Source organism: Chlorogloea sp. CCALA 695, assembly GCF_003003885.1.
Taxonomy (GTDB): Bacteria; Cyanobacteriota; Cyanobacteriia; order Cyanobacteriales; family Chroococcidiopsidaceae; genus Aliterella.
The window spans coordinates 1-16,044 of sequence record NZ_PVWN01000079.1; the positions used below are offsets into that span (position 1 = coordinate 1).

At 47.9% G+C, this 16,044-nt stretch carries 18 protein-coding genes; 8 read left to right on the forward strand and 10 right to left on the reverse strand.

The features are described 5' to 3' along the window. Window positions 1–66: 66 nt before the first annotated feature. Window positions 67–456 carry a hypothetical protein gene (locus C7B70_RS22870; RefSeq protein ID WP_106371249.1) on the reverse strand — a complete coding sequence of 130 codons (390 nt, stop codon included), beginning with the start codon at window positions 454–456 and terminating at the stop codon, window positions 67–69. 513 nt (window positions 457–969) lie between these two features. Here C7B70_RS22870 and bla point away from each other — a divergent pair. Further along, complete coding sequence (bla, locus tag C7B70_RS22875) at window positions 970–1,806, forward strand: class A beta-lactamase (RefSeq protein ID WP_199192461.1); 837 nt, start codon at window positions 970–972, stop codon at window positions 1,804–1,806. Between the two features lie 466 nt (window positions 1,807–2,272). On the opposite strand, the gene C7B70_RS26595 is transcribed toward bla, so the two are convergent. Continuing rightward, entirely contained in the window at window positions 2,273–2,410 is a 138-nt protein-coding gene (locus C7B70_RS26595) for a hypothetical protein (RefSeq protein WP_158260566.1), read from the reverse strand. Between C7B70_RS26595 and C7B70_RS22880 the strand changes: the two genes are divergently transcribed. From C7B70_RS22880 to C7B70_RS22900, 5 genes are all read left to right on the forward strand, one after another. After that, on the forward strand, window positions 2,409–3,257 hold the full coding sequence (locus C7B70_RS22880; RefSeq protein ID WP_106371251.1) for an AraC family transcriptional regulator: 849 nt from the start codon (window positions 2,409–2,411) through the stop codon (window positions 3,255–3,257). The genes C7B70_RS26595 and C7B70_RS22880 overlap by 2 nt on opposite strands. Window positions 3,258–3,490: 233 nt before the next feature. Continuing rightward, complete coding sequence (locus tag C7B70_RS22885; RefSeq protein ID WP_106371252.1) at window positions 3,491–3,943, forward strand: nuclear transport factor 2 family protein; 453 nt, start codon at window positions 3,491–3,493, stop codon at window positions 3,941–3,943. Between the two features lie 180 nt (window positions 3,944–4,123). Continuing rightward, a complete protein-coding gene (locus C7B70_RS22890) occupies window positions 4,124–4,636 on the forward strand; it encodes a quercetin 2,3-dioxygenase (protein WP_106371253.1) in 513 nt (170 codons plus the stop codon). Between the two features lie 125 nt (window positions 4,637–4,761). Further along, the gene (locus C7B70_RS22895) at window positions 4,762–5,667 is read left to right on the forward strand and encodes an aromatic alcohol reductase (protein ID WP_106371254.1); all 906 of its coding nucleotides are present in this window, start codon (window positions 4,762–4,764) and stop codon (window positions 5,665–5,667) included. Window positions 5,668–6,121: 454 nt separating this feature from the next. Beyond that, window positions 6,122–6,829, forward strand: a complete 708-nt coding sequence (locus C7B70_RS22900; RefSeq protein ID WP_106371255.1) for a class I SAM-dependent methyltransferase — start codon at window positions 6,122–6,124, stop codon at window positions 6,827–6,829. A 69-nt stretch (window positions 6,830–6,898) separates the two neighbouring features. Here the strand turns inward: C7B70_RS22900 and C7B70_RS22905 are convergent, their stop codons facing one another. Together C7B70_RS22905 and C7B70_RS22910 are read right to left on the reverse strand one after the other, a co-directional pair. Further along, entirely contained in the window at window positions 6,899–7,753 is an 855-nt protein-coding gene (locus tag C7B70_RS22905) for an SDR family oxidoreductase (protein WP_106371256.1), read from the reverse strand. 92 nt (window positions 7,754–7,845) lie between these two features. Further along, window positions 7,846–8,712 (reverse strand): NmrA/HSCARG family protein, encoded by an 867-nt coding sequence (locus tag C7B70_RS22910; protein WP_106371257.1) that lies wholly within the window; start codon window positions 8,710–8,712, stop codon window positions 7,846–7,848. 118 nt (window positions 8,713–8,830) lie between these two features. Here C7B70_RS22910 and C7B70_RS22915 point away from each other — a divergent pair, with 118 nt between their 5' ends. Next, complete coding sequence (locus C7B70_RS22915; protein WP_106371258.1) at window positions 8,831–9,748, forward strand: LysR family transcriptional regulator; 918 nt, start codon at window positions 8,831–8,833, stop codon at window positions 9,746–9,748. Window positions 9,749–9,773: 25 nt separating this feature from the next. Here C7B70_RS22915 and C7B70_RS22920 read toward each other — a convergent pair whose 3' ends face one another. From C7B70_RS22920 to C7B70_RS22945, 6 genes are all read right to left on the reverse strand, one after another. Further along, window positions 9,774–9,941, reverse strand: coding sequence for a kelch repeat-containing protein (locus C7B70_RS22920; RefSeq protein WP_199192462.1), 168 nt, complete (start codon window positions 9,939–9,941; stop codon window positions 9,774–9,776). 107 nt (window positions 9,942–10,048) lie between these two features. After that, window positions 10,049–10,213, reverse strand: coding sequence for an SDR family NAD(P)-dependent oxidoreductase (locus C7B70_RS22925; RefSeq protein WP_106371259.1), 165 nt, complete (start codon window positions 10,211–10,213; stop codon window positions 10,049–10,051). 172 nt (window positions 10,214–10,385) lie between these two features. Beyond that, the gene (locus C7B70_RS27230; protein ID WP_199192463.1) at window positions 10,386–10,754 is read right to left on the reverse strand and encodes an alpha/beta fold hydrolase; all 369 of its coding nucleotides are present in this window, start codon (window positions 10,752–10,754) and stop codon (window positions 10,386–10,388) included. Between the two features lie 509 nt (window positions 10,755–11,263). Continuing rightward, a complete protein-coding gene (locus C7B70_RS22935) occupies window positions 11,264–12,286 on the reverse strand; it encodes an NAD(P)-dependent oxidoreductase (protein ID WP_106371260.1) in 1,023 nt (340 codons plus the stop codon). A gap of 260 nt (window positions 12,287–12,546) precedes the next feature. Beyond that, window positions 12,547–13,584: an NAD(P)-dependent alcohol dehydrogenase gene (locus tag C7B70_RS22940; protein WP_199192464.1), complete on the reverse strand. Its 1,038-nt coding sequence runs from the start codon at window positions 13,582–13,584 to the stop codon at window positions 12,547–12,549. 22 nt (window positions 13,585–13,606) lie between these two features. Next, window positions 13,607–14,728 (reverse strand): NAD(P)-dependent alcohol dehydrogenase, encoded by a 1,122-nt coding sequence (locus C7B70_RS22945; protein WP_199192465.1) that lies wholly within the window; start codon window positions 14,726–14,728, stop codon window positions 13,607–13,609. Between the two features lie 75 nt (window positions 14,729–14,803). Here C7B70_RS22945 and C7B70_RS22950 point away from each other — a divergent pair, with 75 nt between their 5' ends. Further along, window positions 14,804–15,694, forward strand: coding sequence for a LysR family transcriptional regulator (locus C7B70_RS22950; RefSeq protein WP_106371262.1), 891 nt, complete (start codon window positions 14,804–14,806; stop codon window positions 15,692–15,694). Window positions 15,695–16,044: the final 350 nt, after the last annotated feature.

Genomic DNA, 16,044 nt, shown 5'->3' on the forward strand with positions numbered 1-16,044 from the left:
TAATTCATTACCTCAAGTTTGGTGATGTGCCTGTCCCTTATCGTGTTTAACTATTCATCTGTTCATTCAGCAACGCCGCATTGTCTCATCAGTATCACTAGCTTCACCCCGCCAGTAGCTTGGTTGCCCAGCCGGAACAAAAATACTGTGACCCTTTTGAACGATGGACTCATGGAAGAAGTCGTCGCGCTTCTGAGTCAATTGAGCAGGATTTCCCAAAGGTAAGTTGAGCCAATGCTCCGATAAAGCCGGAACCTCCATCTCACAGACGGTAGAAGAACTTGGATATTGATATTGTTGAACTAAGACTCCGCTCCAGCCGAGTGACTGGCTGGAGGATATGAGGGATTTATTCAATCGTTGCTGGAGTGCGATCGCGCTCATTAAGTTGCTTATCATCGGTTTACCTGACTCATTAGAAGATATCTTATGTTGCTTGTCATCGGCTTCACTCATTGGAGATGTCTAATGGCGCTCTTATCGCCGATCGTTGTTGCTACTCTAATGATTGCGCTTTAGCTGGCTCTAAGTAAACTGTCCTTAAAACCGAATATCGTCCTAATCCTCTTGTGTCACTTTCCAGATGAAATCTTAATGTAAGGGAGTTGTAGCCATTTCTTTAAGGGGCTAATTGTTATTATTAAACAATCGAGCTATTGCGCTTTCTAGAAAGCTTCTAGGATTCAGGAATGACCAAAGTTTTCGGAGTCTGACAGAAAAGGGTTAGCAGCTTTAAACACAAAATCTAATAAAGTCCCCTGAAGTCCGAAATCTTGCAATTAGTGAGTGTATACTCTAGCTGTTCGCAATTTCAGTTCAAGGTGCATGATTCAAGTAACGCTTAAAAAAGCTTCGCTTCGCACATTCTGCTTATTTTTATTGACTGTTTTACTGACTATCGGTTGCACAGGCATTAACTTCGGTAATAGAGGAGATACCTCAAGCAGCCGAAAAAGCGCACTGAATGAAATGACCACATCGAACACCGATTGCAGCAACGAATTACACGATCGCATTGAACAAACTTCTCGTGCTGCTCAAGGGCGGGTTGGGATGACAGCCACGGTGCTAGAAACCGGAGAGTCAGTGTCTCTCAATGGGAATCAGCGATTTCCGATGCGAAGCGTTTACAAGTTTCCGATCGCGATGGCTGTTCTAGCTCAAGTAGACCAAGGAAAACTCAAGTTAGATCGACAAATTCGGGTTGAAGCAAGCGATATCGTCCAGGGCAGTCGGATTCTAGATCGCAATTCGCTGGGAGTGGAATTAAGCCTGACTGAACTATTGAAGTACATGGTTTCTGAAAGTGATAATACAGCTTGTGATGTGCTATTACGGCTCGTCGGTGGGTCCAAGATTGTCACCCAGTATTTGCGTGGTCTTAGCGTAAACGACATCATTGTTGCTAACACGGAGAAGGAGTTAGGGCAAGACACAGCCGTGCAGTATCGTAACTATGCAACGCCTGACGCAATTGTCGTTTTGCTACGCACCTTTCATGAGGGACAAGGGCTTTCAAAATCTAGTCAAGCGTTATTGCGGCGATTGATGACAGAGACATCTACAGGTCTAAACCGCATTAAAGGACTGTTGCCAGAGGGGACAGTTGTGGCACACAAAACTGGTACTTCCTCTACTGTAAATAAAGTGACGGCGGCAACAAATGATGTGGGACTTGTGACGCTTCCAAATAGCCGACATTTGGCGATCTCCGTTTTTGTTTCTGATTCGATGGCTGATGATACAACCCGCGAAGAAGTAATAGCAAAGGTGGCGCGAGCGGCATGGGATGAATGGAGCAAATAGGTACAAGAATGTTTAGCTAGTAAAAAGTTTGAAGTGATTTTTTGCTGTCGCCGTCAAATAATTCCTATTTAGTAGCAACGCTGAAATTTTACTTGCGATCCATTGCGGGGATGAGGGGTAGAAGTCATAATTAAATCAAGATTTCGATCGGGCAGTAGTTCTCATTCGTACTCTCGCAACAGAAGTGCCGCAAACAATTTTGGTAGTCCTAAAGAGGTAAGAACAATGTTTTTGATTTATCTTTAACGATCCCGACGAAATTTAATTCGTTTATCTTTTTACAATTTCAACTAGGCTTTTACAGTTCTCACAGTTACGCATTCTCCAGCAACATCAACAAACTATCAGCGTTTTTGGTGATAAAAACCAATTAATTTGGAGAAATCATGAGGGACTTCTTGAGCGGTTTTTGGTCAAACTTTTTTTTGAGGAAGGGGAAAACTAAGCTCTAGAAGATTTGATGCAATTAGAAATTGTTATCCATAAGTTTTATTTGTTGAATCAATTGATTAAGTGCTTTCTGTGCTGCTTTGTAAAGAAAAGTTTGCGGTTCTAACTTTAATACAAATAAAATGCGATCGCCTATTGATTCAAAATCTACCATGAAAGCAAATCCGTCACGCACTAGAATTTGGCGATCTCAGTATCTACCATCGATTGAGCTAGTACATGGTGTTTCTAAAATCCATTCATTGCCCCGCCATTTTCACGAAGAACTGGAGCTTGGCATCCGGCAAGGTGACGGCTGGCAGTTTAACTACCGAGGCGCGACATACAGCGTTCCACCAAACACCTTGGTAGTGACACAACCTGGAGAAGCGCATCATGCTGATTGTGCAAGCGATAGAGACTGCACGTATCGCGGGCTACAGATAGGTGTAGATTTACTTCAACAGGTTGCAACAGAAGTGGCAGGACGCAAAACAGCGCTGCCATTTTTTTCGATGCCTCTAGTCTATGACCGCGACTTGAATACACAAATCGTTCAAGTTCATCAAGCCCTAGAACAGCCCATTTCTCAGCTTGAACAACAGACATTGATGGGAGATTTGTTAGCACAATTAATTCTGCGCTGTGCAGAGAATCCACCTTGCCAAGCCAAGTTAGGGGAAGAACGTCAGCCCGTTGATCGCGTTCGGATATATATTGAAGACCATTATGATCGCGAGATTTCGTTAGAGCAATTAGCCCAGGTTGCAAACTTGAGTTCCTTCCATCTCAATAGATCGTTCAGCAAAACTTTTGGTATGCCGCCCCACGCTTATCAAATTCAAGTGCGAATTTTGCAAGCAAAACGGCTGCTTAGAAAAGAGTGGTCGATCGAGCAAGTAGCCTTTGAAACTGGATTTGCGAGTCAAAGTCACTTTGGTTCCCACTTCAAGCGGCTTGTTTGTGTCACTCCAAGGCAATACATTCAAGACAGCAAGAACGTGATAGATTTCGATGTTTAAATTCGTTAGACTGTAGATAGGTTTTTTCTAAACTAAGGTCGCAAGCTATAACGTTTCTACTCTCTGACGACACTTCCTATATCGCTAGTAAGACGCTGGCTTAAGCTTTTGCTGGACTACTAAATCAACCCCATTCATCAGAAATCTCAATCTGACTGTTTTTCTAGGAACGATACTATGAACTCCAACCTTCCTACTACTACCTTTTGCATTAAACACCTAGGAGAACTACCGTGTATCACGCCTTTGTCCGCAGTAAACTGACCCAAACGCTTGAGGGTCTTGATCGGGACAACTTTGAGGATTCGCTAGCTGGAATGGATTCACAGATCGAACACTACTTCGCAGGCACTCACGCCCTCGGAGGTACACGTCACTCGACTGCTGGGGTGGAGCGTTGGTTTGGGCGAGTCTTTCGCTTGCTTCCCGACCTAAGTTTCAAGGTAAAGCGTATTGCCGTCAGCGGTTGGCCGTGGAATACTACGGCGACAGCCGAATGGCAGAGCAAGGCAACTTCCGTCACTGGCGAACCTTACCTCAATGATGGGGTTCACATTGTGCGGCTGCGGATGGGTAAGATCGTTAGCATGCACGTCTACCTCGATACCCAGGTGTTGGCGGATGTCTGCCGTGTTATGGTTGATCGGGGCATTGAAGAAGCCGCAGCACCCCCAATCGAGGACTGACTTTTGCGATCTAGCCGCCTATTGCTGAACAAGCTCGATCGGTTACACATACTGTCTATTACGGTCTACCGATAAACAGAATTAGCAAAAGATTAGGTTCGCATCATACCCAAGTTAAACCCGATCAAGAGAGTCAATCTGCGTTCACTGCCCCAACCAATTGAAGTAAAGGATTTATAAATGAGCGCACAAAACAAGCCACAAGCTTTTGAAGTTAATAATGCTGAAGGTCGCGCTTACTGGGGTATGGGTATTCTCTGGATTATGCTGGCAACGGCCGAAGATACTAATGGAGAGTATTCCTGTATAGAGGAGCTATTATCACACGGTTCCGCAGCACCGCCTCACATCCATGAGGCGGCAGATGAAACCTTCTATATTCTCGAAGGCGAAGCCACCTTCTTTGTAGACGACAAGCCGATTAAAGCAACCGCCGGGTCGTTTGTGTCAATTCCGCGAGGCACAAAACACGCTTTTCAAATCGATTCGGAAACGGCACGATTACTCAATACCTATGTACCTGCGGGTTTTGAATACACGATTATGGCAACGACCGTACCCGCCCAAACGCGCACATTGCCTCCGGCTTCGCTGCCTTTTCCCAACCGGGAACAATCTAATCAAGCGCTTGAACAAGTCACTCAGCAGTATCCGGCGGCTAAGACCAACTTTTTAGAAGGCTTTAGAAAATAAATTACCCGACACCGGATGATCTGAGTTTGGCTTCGACAAATCGACCGATAGCGGGCAATTGCCTATTAGGTAGCAAGTCTATCTAGCAGCAAAAGATGAATTTTTAAACTTTTACAAGGAAAATCATGACTACAAAATTGACAGTTCTGGTTGCTGGTGCTACTGGAATGCTGGGTACTAAGATTGTTTCTGCTTTACTCGACAAAGGCAACATTGACGTTCGGGCAATGGTGCGAAGTCTTGATGACAGTAAGGAAGAAAATCGTCAAAAGAAGGGCGCGATGAAAACCAAGGGTGCAACCCTTATAGCAGGCGATCTAATGCAGCCGGAAACTTTACTACCAGCGTGTGCAGGGGTCGATGTTGTTGTATCTGCGATCGGCAATAATGAAGTGACTGTCCCAGGGCAAAAAAACTTGATTGATGCTGCCAAACAGCAGGGCGTAAAGCGGTTCATTCCCTCCGACTACTCTGTGGACTATCGCAAGCTAGACTACGGCGACAATGACAATTTGGATAAGCGCAAAGAAGTATTTGAGTATCTTCAGCAAAGCGGTTTGGAATATACCTTAGTTCTCAACGGGGCATTTATGGAATTCATCACCTATATGCCACTATTTGACCTAAAAAATCAGATTTTTCAATACTGGGGCGATGGTGAAATGCCGCTCGATCTCACGACCACCGATGATACCGCTAAGTATGTAGCAGAAGCGGTAAGCGACCCAGACTTGGCAAACATGGCATTGGAAGTCGCCGGTGACACACTGACCTCAAAGCAATTGAAAGCCATCTATGAAGGAGCAACGGGTAGTAAATTAACTGAAAAATCTTTGGGTAGTATCGCCGAGATGCAAGCTTGGATTACTGCCAAAAAAGCGTCAGCCAAAACACTCAACGAGTACGTCTTCCACCAGTATATGTACGCAATGGTATCGGGTAAGGGCAAACTCGATACCATTGGCAACGATCGCTATCCTCATATCAAACCCATAACAGTTAAGCAATTTCTCAGCAAAGGAAATTCGTAAGGCAGCATTGCCGCTCATAAGTTTTCTGGCATTGCTGAAAGTGTGAGGATTTTTCTTTTCTACAACCTCCTGTCTCACCCACTTTCCTACCGCATTACCCATTCAGCAACACTTGCAAAGGGTAAGCTAAGACGCACTTAATTTTTAAAGCTGAAAACCTTAGAGCAAGCATTTCAGTTTCCAAACAGTACAATTTAGATCCACGACAGCTTAGTACAGCATAGAATTATTACAATCAGTTACTTCCAAACACTCCTGACTTCTGGTAACGGATCATTCTGACCTATCTCCTTCCAATCAGTGAGTATATCAGGCATAGCTTTCTCTGGCATCTGGAGAGATAGTTGATGGGCAATTTCTGCGGCGATTTTTCGATACCTGGGGCGATCTCGTAGATGTGTTTTAATTGTAGACTTTGGTAAACTCCGCTTACTCTCTTATTGGCTTCCCCCACATGAAAAATCAACAATCAGCTATTGTTTTTGACCAAAAAACTGCTTCTGCCTACGATAATAGGTGGGCTAAGTTGGCTCCAATCCGCGACTCCCTTGATTTATTGATCCGCGCCATACTGTCTGAGCTTCCTGCCGATGCCCGGATACTTTGCGTCGGCGTAGGAACTGGGTCGGAATTGATTAATCTAGCCCAAGCATTTCCGCTATGGCGATTCACTGCGGTAGAACCTGCAATCGCGATGCTTGATGTTTGTCGCCAGCGCGTCGAAGAGTGTGGCATCACATCCCGTTGCACTTTTCACGAAGGTTATCTCGATTCACTGCCCGAATCAGATTCCTTTGAGGCGGCGACTTGCCTTGTGGTTTCTCACTTTATCATGGAGAAAGAGGAGAGGCGCAACTTTTTTAACCAAATTGCTTTACGACTTCGTCCCCAAGGATATTTGATCAGTTCCGATATAGTTTATGATATGTCTACTTCAGACTATCAAAGTCTTCTTGAGGTTTGGCTGCGGATGATGAAGTCTGCCGAACTGCCGGAGGACGACATTGAAAAAATGCGTGCTGCTTATGGTCGTGATGTTGCTGTGCTGCCACCCCAAGAAGTCGCATCAATTATTGCATCGGCTGGCTTTGATACACCTGTGCTATTTTTTCAGAATCTACTTATTCATGCTTGGTATTCACGACGAACATCATCGAATTAAAAGTCCTCAACGGTTACTTGCTACTTTAAAACGTCAATTATCCCAAATATTATAAATGATAATTGCTTCTCAACGGTTCGTAAGCTTGTAAATATACTGTTTTAGCGATCGCGGCTCTCGACCGAGAATAGCTTGCAGCACTAAAGAGTTGCCGCCAGGAAAACCGTAGCGATTATAGTTGGCATACATCCGCGCTAAACCCTCTTTAATAGCCACATCGTTTATATGTGCTGTTTGTACCCACTCCTGGAAGGCTGGCTCCCCTGCCTCAATAGTGCGCCCCAGCGCTTCGCTCATCAGTGTCACCAACTCCAGACGGTTGACCATGCCAGGGGCGCACAACTCAAAAGTGCCGTAACTCAGCTTGTCCCCAGTCAGCGCTAGGGCGGCGACTTCTGCGACATCACGGTAATCCACGTAAGAGGCTTTTACGTGTTTGGAGTAAGGTAGAGAGAAACGACCATGCTCTAGTACGGAGTTCCAGCTACTATTGAGATTCTGCATGAACATAGTGGGCTGCAAGACAGTAAATTCCATCCCTGATTCGTACAACGCTTCCTCCACCGGACGTTTAGCCGCATGATTACTCAGCTTAGAAATTGACGGGTGGATGACACTGGAGAAAACAAATTTCCGTACTTTAGCAGATACTGCCGCCTCCACCATTGCCACACCTAGCTCCGCCTCATCAGGTGCGAAGGCGGGATTGATATGAAATACTCCGTCTACACCACTGGCAGCAGCACGGAGACTAGCTGGGTCACGAAAATCTGCGATCGCGATCTCGTCTGCTCCTTGCTGCCGTACCGCCTCTGATTTACTTTCATTGCGTACCAGAAAACGCACCGTAACACCACGCTGCTTTAGCTCTGGCACTACAAGACTGGCATACTTGCCCGTTGCTCCAACCATCAATACTTTCATTGTTATTTCCTTGGTTAACAAATCTGCTTGCATAATCAACCTTGTACTCAAGCGGCAGCAAAAACTTTCTATACTTTTGCCTCAATATTGGCTTATTTTGCCCAGTCACCGGAGCGCAGATAGGATTCAAAGCCAGTCAGTGCAGGAAAATCGCGTTTCAACTGAGCAAAGTCTGCTTTGTAGCCGACGTTCTCAAACCAGCGATACATGATGGTGACTTCCTCTCCGGCTTGCTGCTCAAATGCTTCAAACGGAATTTGTTGGTAGTTGACGGGTTGTCCCAAAACGTGGCTAAATGCAGCAGCGATTTCTGGCATGGTCATTTCCACACTGGCAACTTCGATCTCACGGTGCATGAAATCTGCGGGGCGCTCAAACACCTCGGCAACCATTGCCCCATAATCATCTTCGGATAGTTGCTGTAATTTTGTTTCGGGACTAAGCGGCTGGAAAAGCGTGCCGTTTTCAATCATCGATCGCATCATGTTGTAGTTATAAAAGAAGAAAACCGGACGCATGATTGTGTAGGATAACTCGATTTCTCGAATATATTCTTCAACTTGAAACTTGCTATCAAAATGCGGAATGCCAGTGTTTCTTTCAGCGCTACCCACCGAACTGTAGACAAAATGCTGAACCTTTGCACCTTTCGCCGCGTCTGCAACAGATTTGCCCTGACGGATTTCAGTTGCCACTCCATCTTTGAAGTCCTGCACCGAAAAAACGCCATAAACGCCTTGAAAAGCGCGATCCAAGGAAGCGCGATCGCCCAGATCGCCTTTTACAAGTTCTACACCTGCCTGTTGAAGGGAAAGAGATGCGGGCTTATTTTCATCGCGAACCAGAGCGCGGACATTAAATTTTCCCCGTTGCAAAAGATGACGCGCCACCGCGCCGCCCTGATTGCCCGTTGCTCCGATGACTAAGATGATTTGTTCTGCGTTTGTTTGCTGTGTCATGTTTGTTTCCTTAATCAGGCTTTTCAACTGATCTAAACAGTAGCTTATACAAGAAAAGAGAAAAAGTAGTTAAACTTCAAAACACTTGTGCAAAAAATTCAAAGATGCGGGAGCTTCAATGGACAAGCTGAAAAGCCTGATGATTTTTATGCGCTCCGCTCAATGTGGCAGCTTTTCCGAGGCAGCAAGACAGTTGGGCATGGCTCCTTCCGCCGTGAGTCGAGCGGTATTGCGTTTAGAAGACCAATTGGGGGTGCGCTTGCTTGGGCGAACGACTCGCAGTTTGACACTGACTGAAGATGGCAATCGATTTTATCAACGCTGTCAGCAAATTATTAGCGATTTGGCAGAAGCCGAACTTGAAGTTAAGCGATCGCAATCTATACCGATTGGTACATTACGGATCGATCTTAGCAATACGTTTGGCAAAATACATATCGCCCCGGCTTTGCTGCAATTTGCCACACAATACCCCGATCTCAAGCTAAATGTTTCTTTTAATGATCGCTTAATCGATCTGATCGAGGAGGGTATTGATGCAACGGTACGGATTGGCATCAGCAGCGATAGCAGTCTAATCATGCACTACTTAGCAACAGCACGCTATATCACTTGTGCCTCGCCGTCGTATCTCGCTCAATATGGTATGCCCACAACGCCCACCGAACTATTCCAGCATCGCACTGTAAACTTTATCTATCCACAGACTCGACAAGAACCTATCTGGAAGTTTGAACAAGATGGCAAAGTAATTGACCTTGCCGTTAACAGTTATCTGCGATTTGATGACTCAGAGGTCATTTTAGCAGCAGTGATTCAAGGAGCGGGGGTGGTTCAATTACCTAAATTTATTGCCGCCAATGCGATCGCGCGTGGAGACCTCCAACCCATTCTGCAATCTTACGCGACTCAAGCTGGATTACCGATCGCCGTGTTGTATCCCCAAAAACGCTATCTCTCGGCTAAAGTTCGCGTCTTTGTTGAATTTATGACAAAGTTAGCGGCTGCATTAAAACAAGCTGATATTGTAGATTGAAAGCCCGAACAAGTTGGCGTAGTGTTTAAATAGTAAAAGATTTTGGCATTGGTTCATCGGTGGGCAACACCAGCACTTCATGGAGCGCTGTAGAGGCATTTCCGCCAGTTTTAGTTCCGCCACCAAAAACAAAAATTCTGTTACCAACGGTTGATGCCCCCAATCCGTGTCGTGGGGTTGGTAAAGGTGGCAATGATAGCGTAGCTGCCGCGAATGCAGTCTCACCTTTTCCGTTTCACCAAAATTGTGCAAAACCCGCAAATTGAGTCTCAAAACAGCGATAATATCGGGTCGGAGCGATTATGATTTCAGGTCGCTACAGTTAGCGGTGTTTTCACCTTCCTCCTCACGTCTGCCCGAAAAAACCACCTTTGCGCCTGCAACACCCAGTGCTATGGCAGTTGCTTTCCCAATTCCCGATGTTCCGCCCGTCACCAAGGCAACTTTATTCTCAAGTGTTTTCATAGCTGTTTATTTTTTGTTTAATGGTTTCAAAGTAACATCGAGCGGGCATTAGAAACACATCAAAGTACGAATTAATGGTCATCATCATGCGATCGCAGCCTATTGTTTGTACTGTGAATTTGCATCAGACAAGCTACTTGCCAAAAAGATGTCAAATAGATTCTCTACTGGTTTACTTAGAGTCTGCGGTGATCCAGTGTTCCTGCAAGGCTTGCGCTACTTCGTCTGGACATTGCACGGGTGTCCAGTGTCCGCAATCGAGCTTGAGTATGTGAGCTGCCTTTGTATCCTTGCCCAGACGGTCGGCAAACTCGATCGGACAAGCTGGGTCTAGCTTGCCCCAGAAGACCAGACCTGGAGAGGTAATGTTTGCCAAACCTGGCTCCCACTCCGCTCCGACATGAATGGCAGAGCGGTACAGTTTCAGGATGCAGTCTTTCATTGTTTTATCCATTCGCCCTACCATCTCCAGGGCAAGATTGGTGGGAACGCCGTAAGACTCAAGTTGATGGCTGAACTCGCCCTCGTCGAGATCCCGCATCCATTGCTCACCCGCACTGGGCGTTTGCCAAATTTTGGCAAGCTCGTGCCATTTGTAATCGCTGCTGACTGGTCCACTGCCTGCCGCCCACGTTCTCACTAGGTCAGGTCGGAGCGACGCGACGCGAACCTATAGAATGCAGCCCCAGTCATGACCGACCAGATCGACTGGCTTTGAGTATCGTTCGAGCCGATCGATAATCCAATCGACGTACTTGTCTTTGGTTGCTGTAAAGCCGGGGGAACTGGGCTGTCGAAGCCTGGTAATGTAAGGGTTTCGATGTCGGTTCTTGACAATCGACTACGCACTTGATCCCAAACGCGGTAGGTATCTGGAACACCATGAATAAAGATAGCGGGCATGGTTGTTTTTCCTTGAGAAAACATTTACAAAACTTTTCTGGTACGGCATGGCATCCATATCATATTTGTGCTTTAACTGTACTTGATTATGAAAAAAGATATCAAATGGGTTTTGTAAGCCGAGCGCTGGTCATTTGGTCGAAGAGGTTACTTAGAGTCTTCGGAGATAATCGCTCCCCCACTGCGGAGTTCATCCAGAAACCATTTGGAATCCGAGAGTAATTCGGGTAGGTAAAGCCCAGGGCGGGCAGGATCACGATCGTTCAGACCCAACACCGACGCGAGCGAAAGCACGACGCTCAGGCCCGTGAGTGAGGCTGTACCGTACTTGAACTCCAACACCCGTCGCGAACGCTTCATTCGACCATCGGCTTCGCCCTCAATCTCGACGACAATCTCGGTCGCCGCCTCACCGCCCCGGCGGCGGCTGGACGATTTACCATTCACCAAGTCGAAGCGTACATTCGGTGATCCAGTGGCGGCATGGAGACTCACGGTATCGAACGTGGAAAATGCGGTGGCATCAAGCGATCGACCGTCGATTGACTCGAACTTGCCCTTTGCAGCGTCGCCGGACAGCCATACGCGCCGCCCACCCTCGAATACCAGTGCGGGGGGAGCCATCCCATGTACCCGCTCCATGTCTTCGAGCGCCGCTGGACCGACTGGATCAAGCTCGTCAACGATTGCGCCGAGCCTGATGGATTGGATGCTCTCGAAGCCTTTGGCACTGTTCAGTGCCAGAAACGTGGCCGCACCAGCCATCCAGTGACTGGCGAGTACGACGGGTGCTGCGGTCGCACGATGCGCGAACATCGCCAACTCGGGGCCGCTTTCGGTGAGGGCAGCGTTGATGTTCAGGTAAGGGATGCCCAAGTCCTGCGCGTAGATCAGTCCTTTGAGTCCGGCTTCAGGAGCCAACATGACCACAGCAGCTACAGTGATGTCGTCACCGAGACCCAAGTGGGGCTTATCGAGATCTATGGCAACGGCTTCGGCAGCGCCCATCTTTTGGGCAACTTCGCCTGCCGCTTGCAGGTTTCGTCCTCCGATGAGCACTCGAACGCTGGGGTGCCGCTCGCGGAACCACCTGACGGCAGTGCGCCCTACGAAGCCCGATCCTCCGGCGAAAAGTACCTGTCCTAAAACCACCTTATTTTCAAGTATCATAATTTTTACCTTTTGTTGTATTAATATAAGCTGAGGGCAACGCCTCCGCATCCAAGACCTACACGATGAAGCAACTTTTGAAATCAAACGGTGCAGTCGGCGATCGCTCCTGAGCAACGATATCGATGGGCGGGCGATCTTGGGCGATCCTCATGCTTAACTAACCGATTACACCAGCAGTAAGTAGCATCCAACGGATAAGGTTTATGAGTTTGGGAAGCTTCACTTTAGGTTCTCAAAGAATGGCTTACTACGATCGATTACGACAGCTCGATCACGATTTTACCGAAAAGTTCTGGTGATGACTGCGCTCGATAAGCATCCTTGACATCCTCAAAGCGGAACCTGCTGTCAATAGGCGGACGAACCTTGTGCGTGTCGATTGCTTGCGCCAAAGCTTCATACATTTGCGAACTGCCGACAGCAACACCGCGCACAGTAGCGCTCTTACCCATCAACAAGCCAAATCCTGACGAACTATCGTCAAATGCCATTAATCCAATCAGGGCTACTTCGCCACCATAGGTGACTGCCTCCAGCGACTGGTTCAGCGTGGCTGTACCGACAGTATTAATGACCTTGTTAACGCCACCAGTCCGCTCGAATACCGCTTTCCCCCAATCTGGAATATCCCGATAATTAATACCATCGCTGGCACCGAAGTCCATCAATCGCTTCAGCTTGGCATCTTGGCTCGACGTGGCGAACACCTGAGCGCCTGCCGCACGTGCGAAAAGCATTGCGAAGAGTGATACACCGCCGCTACCTAAAACCAGAACTTTACTGTCCGGTCCAATCGGATGGTCACCATAGAGGGCGTTCCAGGCGGTGACAGCGGCGCAAGGCAGAGTAGCCGTCTCAGCATAATCAAGGCTCACGGGCGTGCGGGTAATGCGGTCGGCGGGCAGCACAACGTACTCGCTCAACATTCCATCTTCGTCAAGCCCACCCAGTCCAAAGCCCAGGTTCGCCTTGGGTGGTCCATCATACCAGCCTTGGAAAAACAGATTTGTGACCCGATCGCCTAACACCCAGGTCTCAACCCTGGAGCCAACAGCATCGATCTCGCCTGCACCGTCTGAAACTGGTACGAGATCGCGGTCGGGCAGCCTTGCAAACCCGCCACCGAGTACGAGCTGATCGCGATAGTTCAGGGACACAGCATGAACGCGAATCCGCACTTCGCCCTCTCCGGGTTCCGGCATCGGCGCATCCTCAAGCACAAGCCCATCGAGATTAGTCGCTCCAGCTTTTAAAATCCAACGTCTCATCTGCAAAGTTCCTATTTTCGTTTTCAAATTGTTCTCGTCGCCCGACAGTTCAAGCCGCGTTTTTGGCGGGTGCTTCTAGCGTTGCCATATCGATCACTAAGCGATAGTGAACCTTTGCCCGATCCAGTCGTTCAAACCCATCATTGATGTCTGCTGCTGCGATGATTTCCACATCGGCTGTGATGTTGTGCTTGCTACAGAAGTCCAGCATTTCCTGCGTTTCAACCGTCCCGCCCGATCCGGAGCTGGTCAACCGCCGCCGCCCCATTGTTAGCAGCACCGGGGTAAAGTCCATCCGATCGGGAATACCTAAACAGCAAAACGTCCCATCCAGCGTGAGCGCCAGCAGGTACGGATCGAGCGAGTGTCGGGCTGAAACGGTATCGAGAATGAAATCAAAGCGATATTTCTGCGCCGCCATCTTGTCGGCATCTGTCGATAAGATAGCCTCATCTGCTCCTAGCGCTAGGGCATCGGCGAGTTTTTGCTCGGAAGTTGTAAATACAACGACATAAGCACCGAGCGCGTGGGCAAATTTGATCGCAATGTGACCCAGACCACCGATTCCAACAATGCCGATCGTCTTTCCAGTTCCAATATTCCAGTGGCGCAAGGGCGACCAGGTGGTAATGCCCGCACACATCAGCGGTGCAACGCTAGCCGGATCGAGTCCAGCGGGCAGGTGATAGGCAAAATCCGTCTTGACAACATAATCGTTCGAGTAGCCGCCGCGTGTGATGCTGCGGTCGATGCGATCGACACCGCCATAGGTAGTTGTTGGAAATTCGCGGCAATACGATTCCTCATGATTGAGGCACGGTGGACACTTACCGCAGGAATCGACAATATTGCCGACCGCGACGGCATCCCCAACGCGGAATTTTGTGACCTCCGCGCCGATCGCCGTCACTTCGCCGACAAATTCATGACCTGGAACTAAAGGAAAGGAACCCGACGACCCGCGAATCGCGTGCAAGTCGCTGTGGCAGACCCCACAGAATTGAATCTTCACGGCAATGTCATCCGATCGCAATTCCCGTCGCTCGAATGCCCACGGCACGAGGCGATCGCCCTGGTTGAGCACAGCAAGTCCATAGGACAGACTCACTGACTGATGTTGTCTCAAAGAAACGTTGCTCGCCATGTACTTTTCTTCCGCTTCGTAAGTCATAAACCAAGGATAGATCGGATACAATTAATTTACTAGATGGTATAATCTGCATACACTTATGAAACCTATGCAGCAATGAAGCGTGACGAACTGAACGACTTAGCCGCTTTCGTGGTAGTTGCCGACGAGATGAGCTTTACCCGCGCCGCGTCAAAATTGGGAATGTCCCCCTCTGCCTTGAGCCACGCTATGAAAGTGCTAGAAGACCGCCTTGGCTTGCGATTGCTGGCGCGAACAACCCGAAAGGTAAGGGCAACTGAAGCTGGAGAAAGACTGTTGAAAACCTTGCGACCTGCCTTTGAAGACATCAATGCCGAACTGACCGCCTTGAGTGAAATGCGCGATAAGCCTGCGGGGACGGTACGCATTACCACTTTTAAGCACGCAGCGACCTCTGTACTGTGTCCTGCGCTACCGGGCTTTCTTGATGCACATCCAGATATCCGCGTTGAGATTACGGTAGATGAGGGTTTAACGGACATTATTGAGAGCCGTTATGACGCTGGTATCCGATTTGGTGAGAAGGTTGCTAAAGATATGGTTGCAGTAAAGGTTGGAGCAGATATTCAAACAACTGTTGTTGGGTCGCCAGCCTATTTTGCTGATCGTTCCATTCCCAGTACACCCCAAGACCTTGCCGGACATAACTGCATCAACTATCGATTCGCAACTTCTGGCGGTCTTTATTCTTGGGAGTTTGAAGAAGATGGGCGACCATTTCAGGTTAAGGTTTACGGCTCTCTCATCTTCAATGACGGCGATTTGCTTCTCACTGCTGCTTTGGCGGGACAAGGCATTGCCTATCTCTTTGAAGACCAAATTACTGACCTTGTTGCTGAAGGTCGGCTGCTCCAGGTCTTAACACAATGGTGTCCAATTTTTCCCGGCTACTACCTTTACCATCCCAACCGCCGCCAGACACCGCCAGCATTAGCGGCGCTGATTGATGTTTTGCAAGTTAGTTAAATAAGCTGGCATTACCAAACCACAAATTGCCTGGCGATCGCCTTAAATTCAACGTAAATCGCCAATCAGGAATTAGTTTTATTGATAATTTAAGGATTGAAAGATTGCTTGAGCTACGCGCGAACGTTTAATATCCCCCATCGGAGGCGCACAAACAGACGGGAATATTCACGGCTAAACTGTGAGGCACTTTCGTACCCCACCTGGTAGGCAGCACTAGAACTCTCATAGTTTTCAAACCTATTTTTCGCCATGTATATACGTAAATGAGGAAGTAGTAGTTTTAAAAAAGCGTCTCTTGTTCCATTTTGTGGTTCCGTTGCTTGTCGCTGCCCTATTCCAAAGCTCTA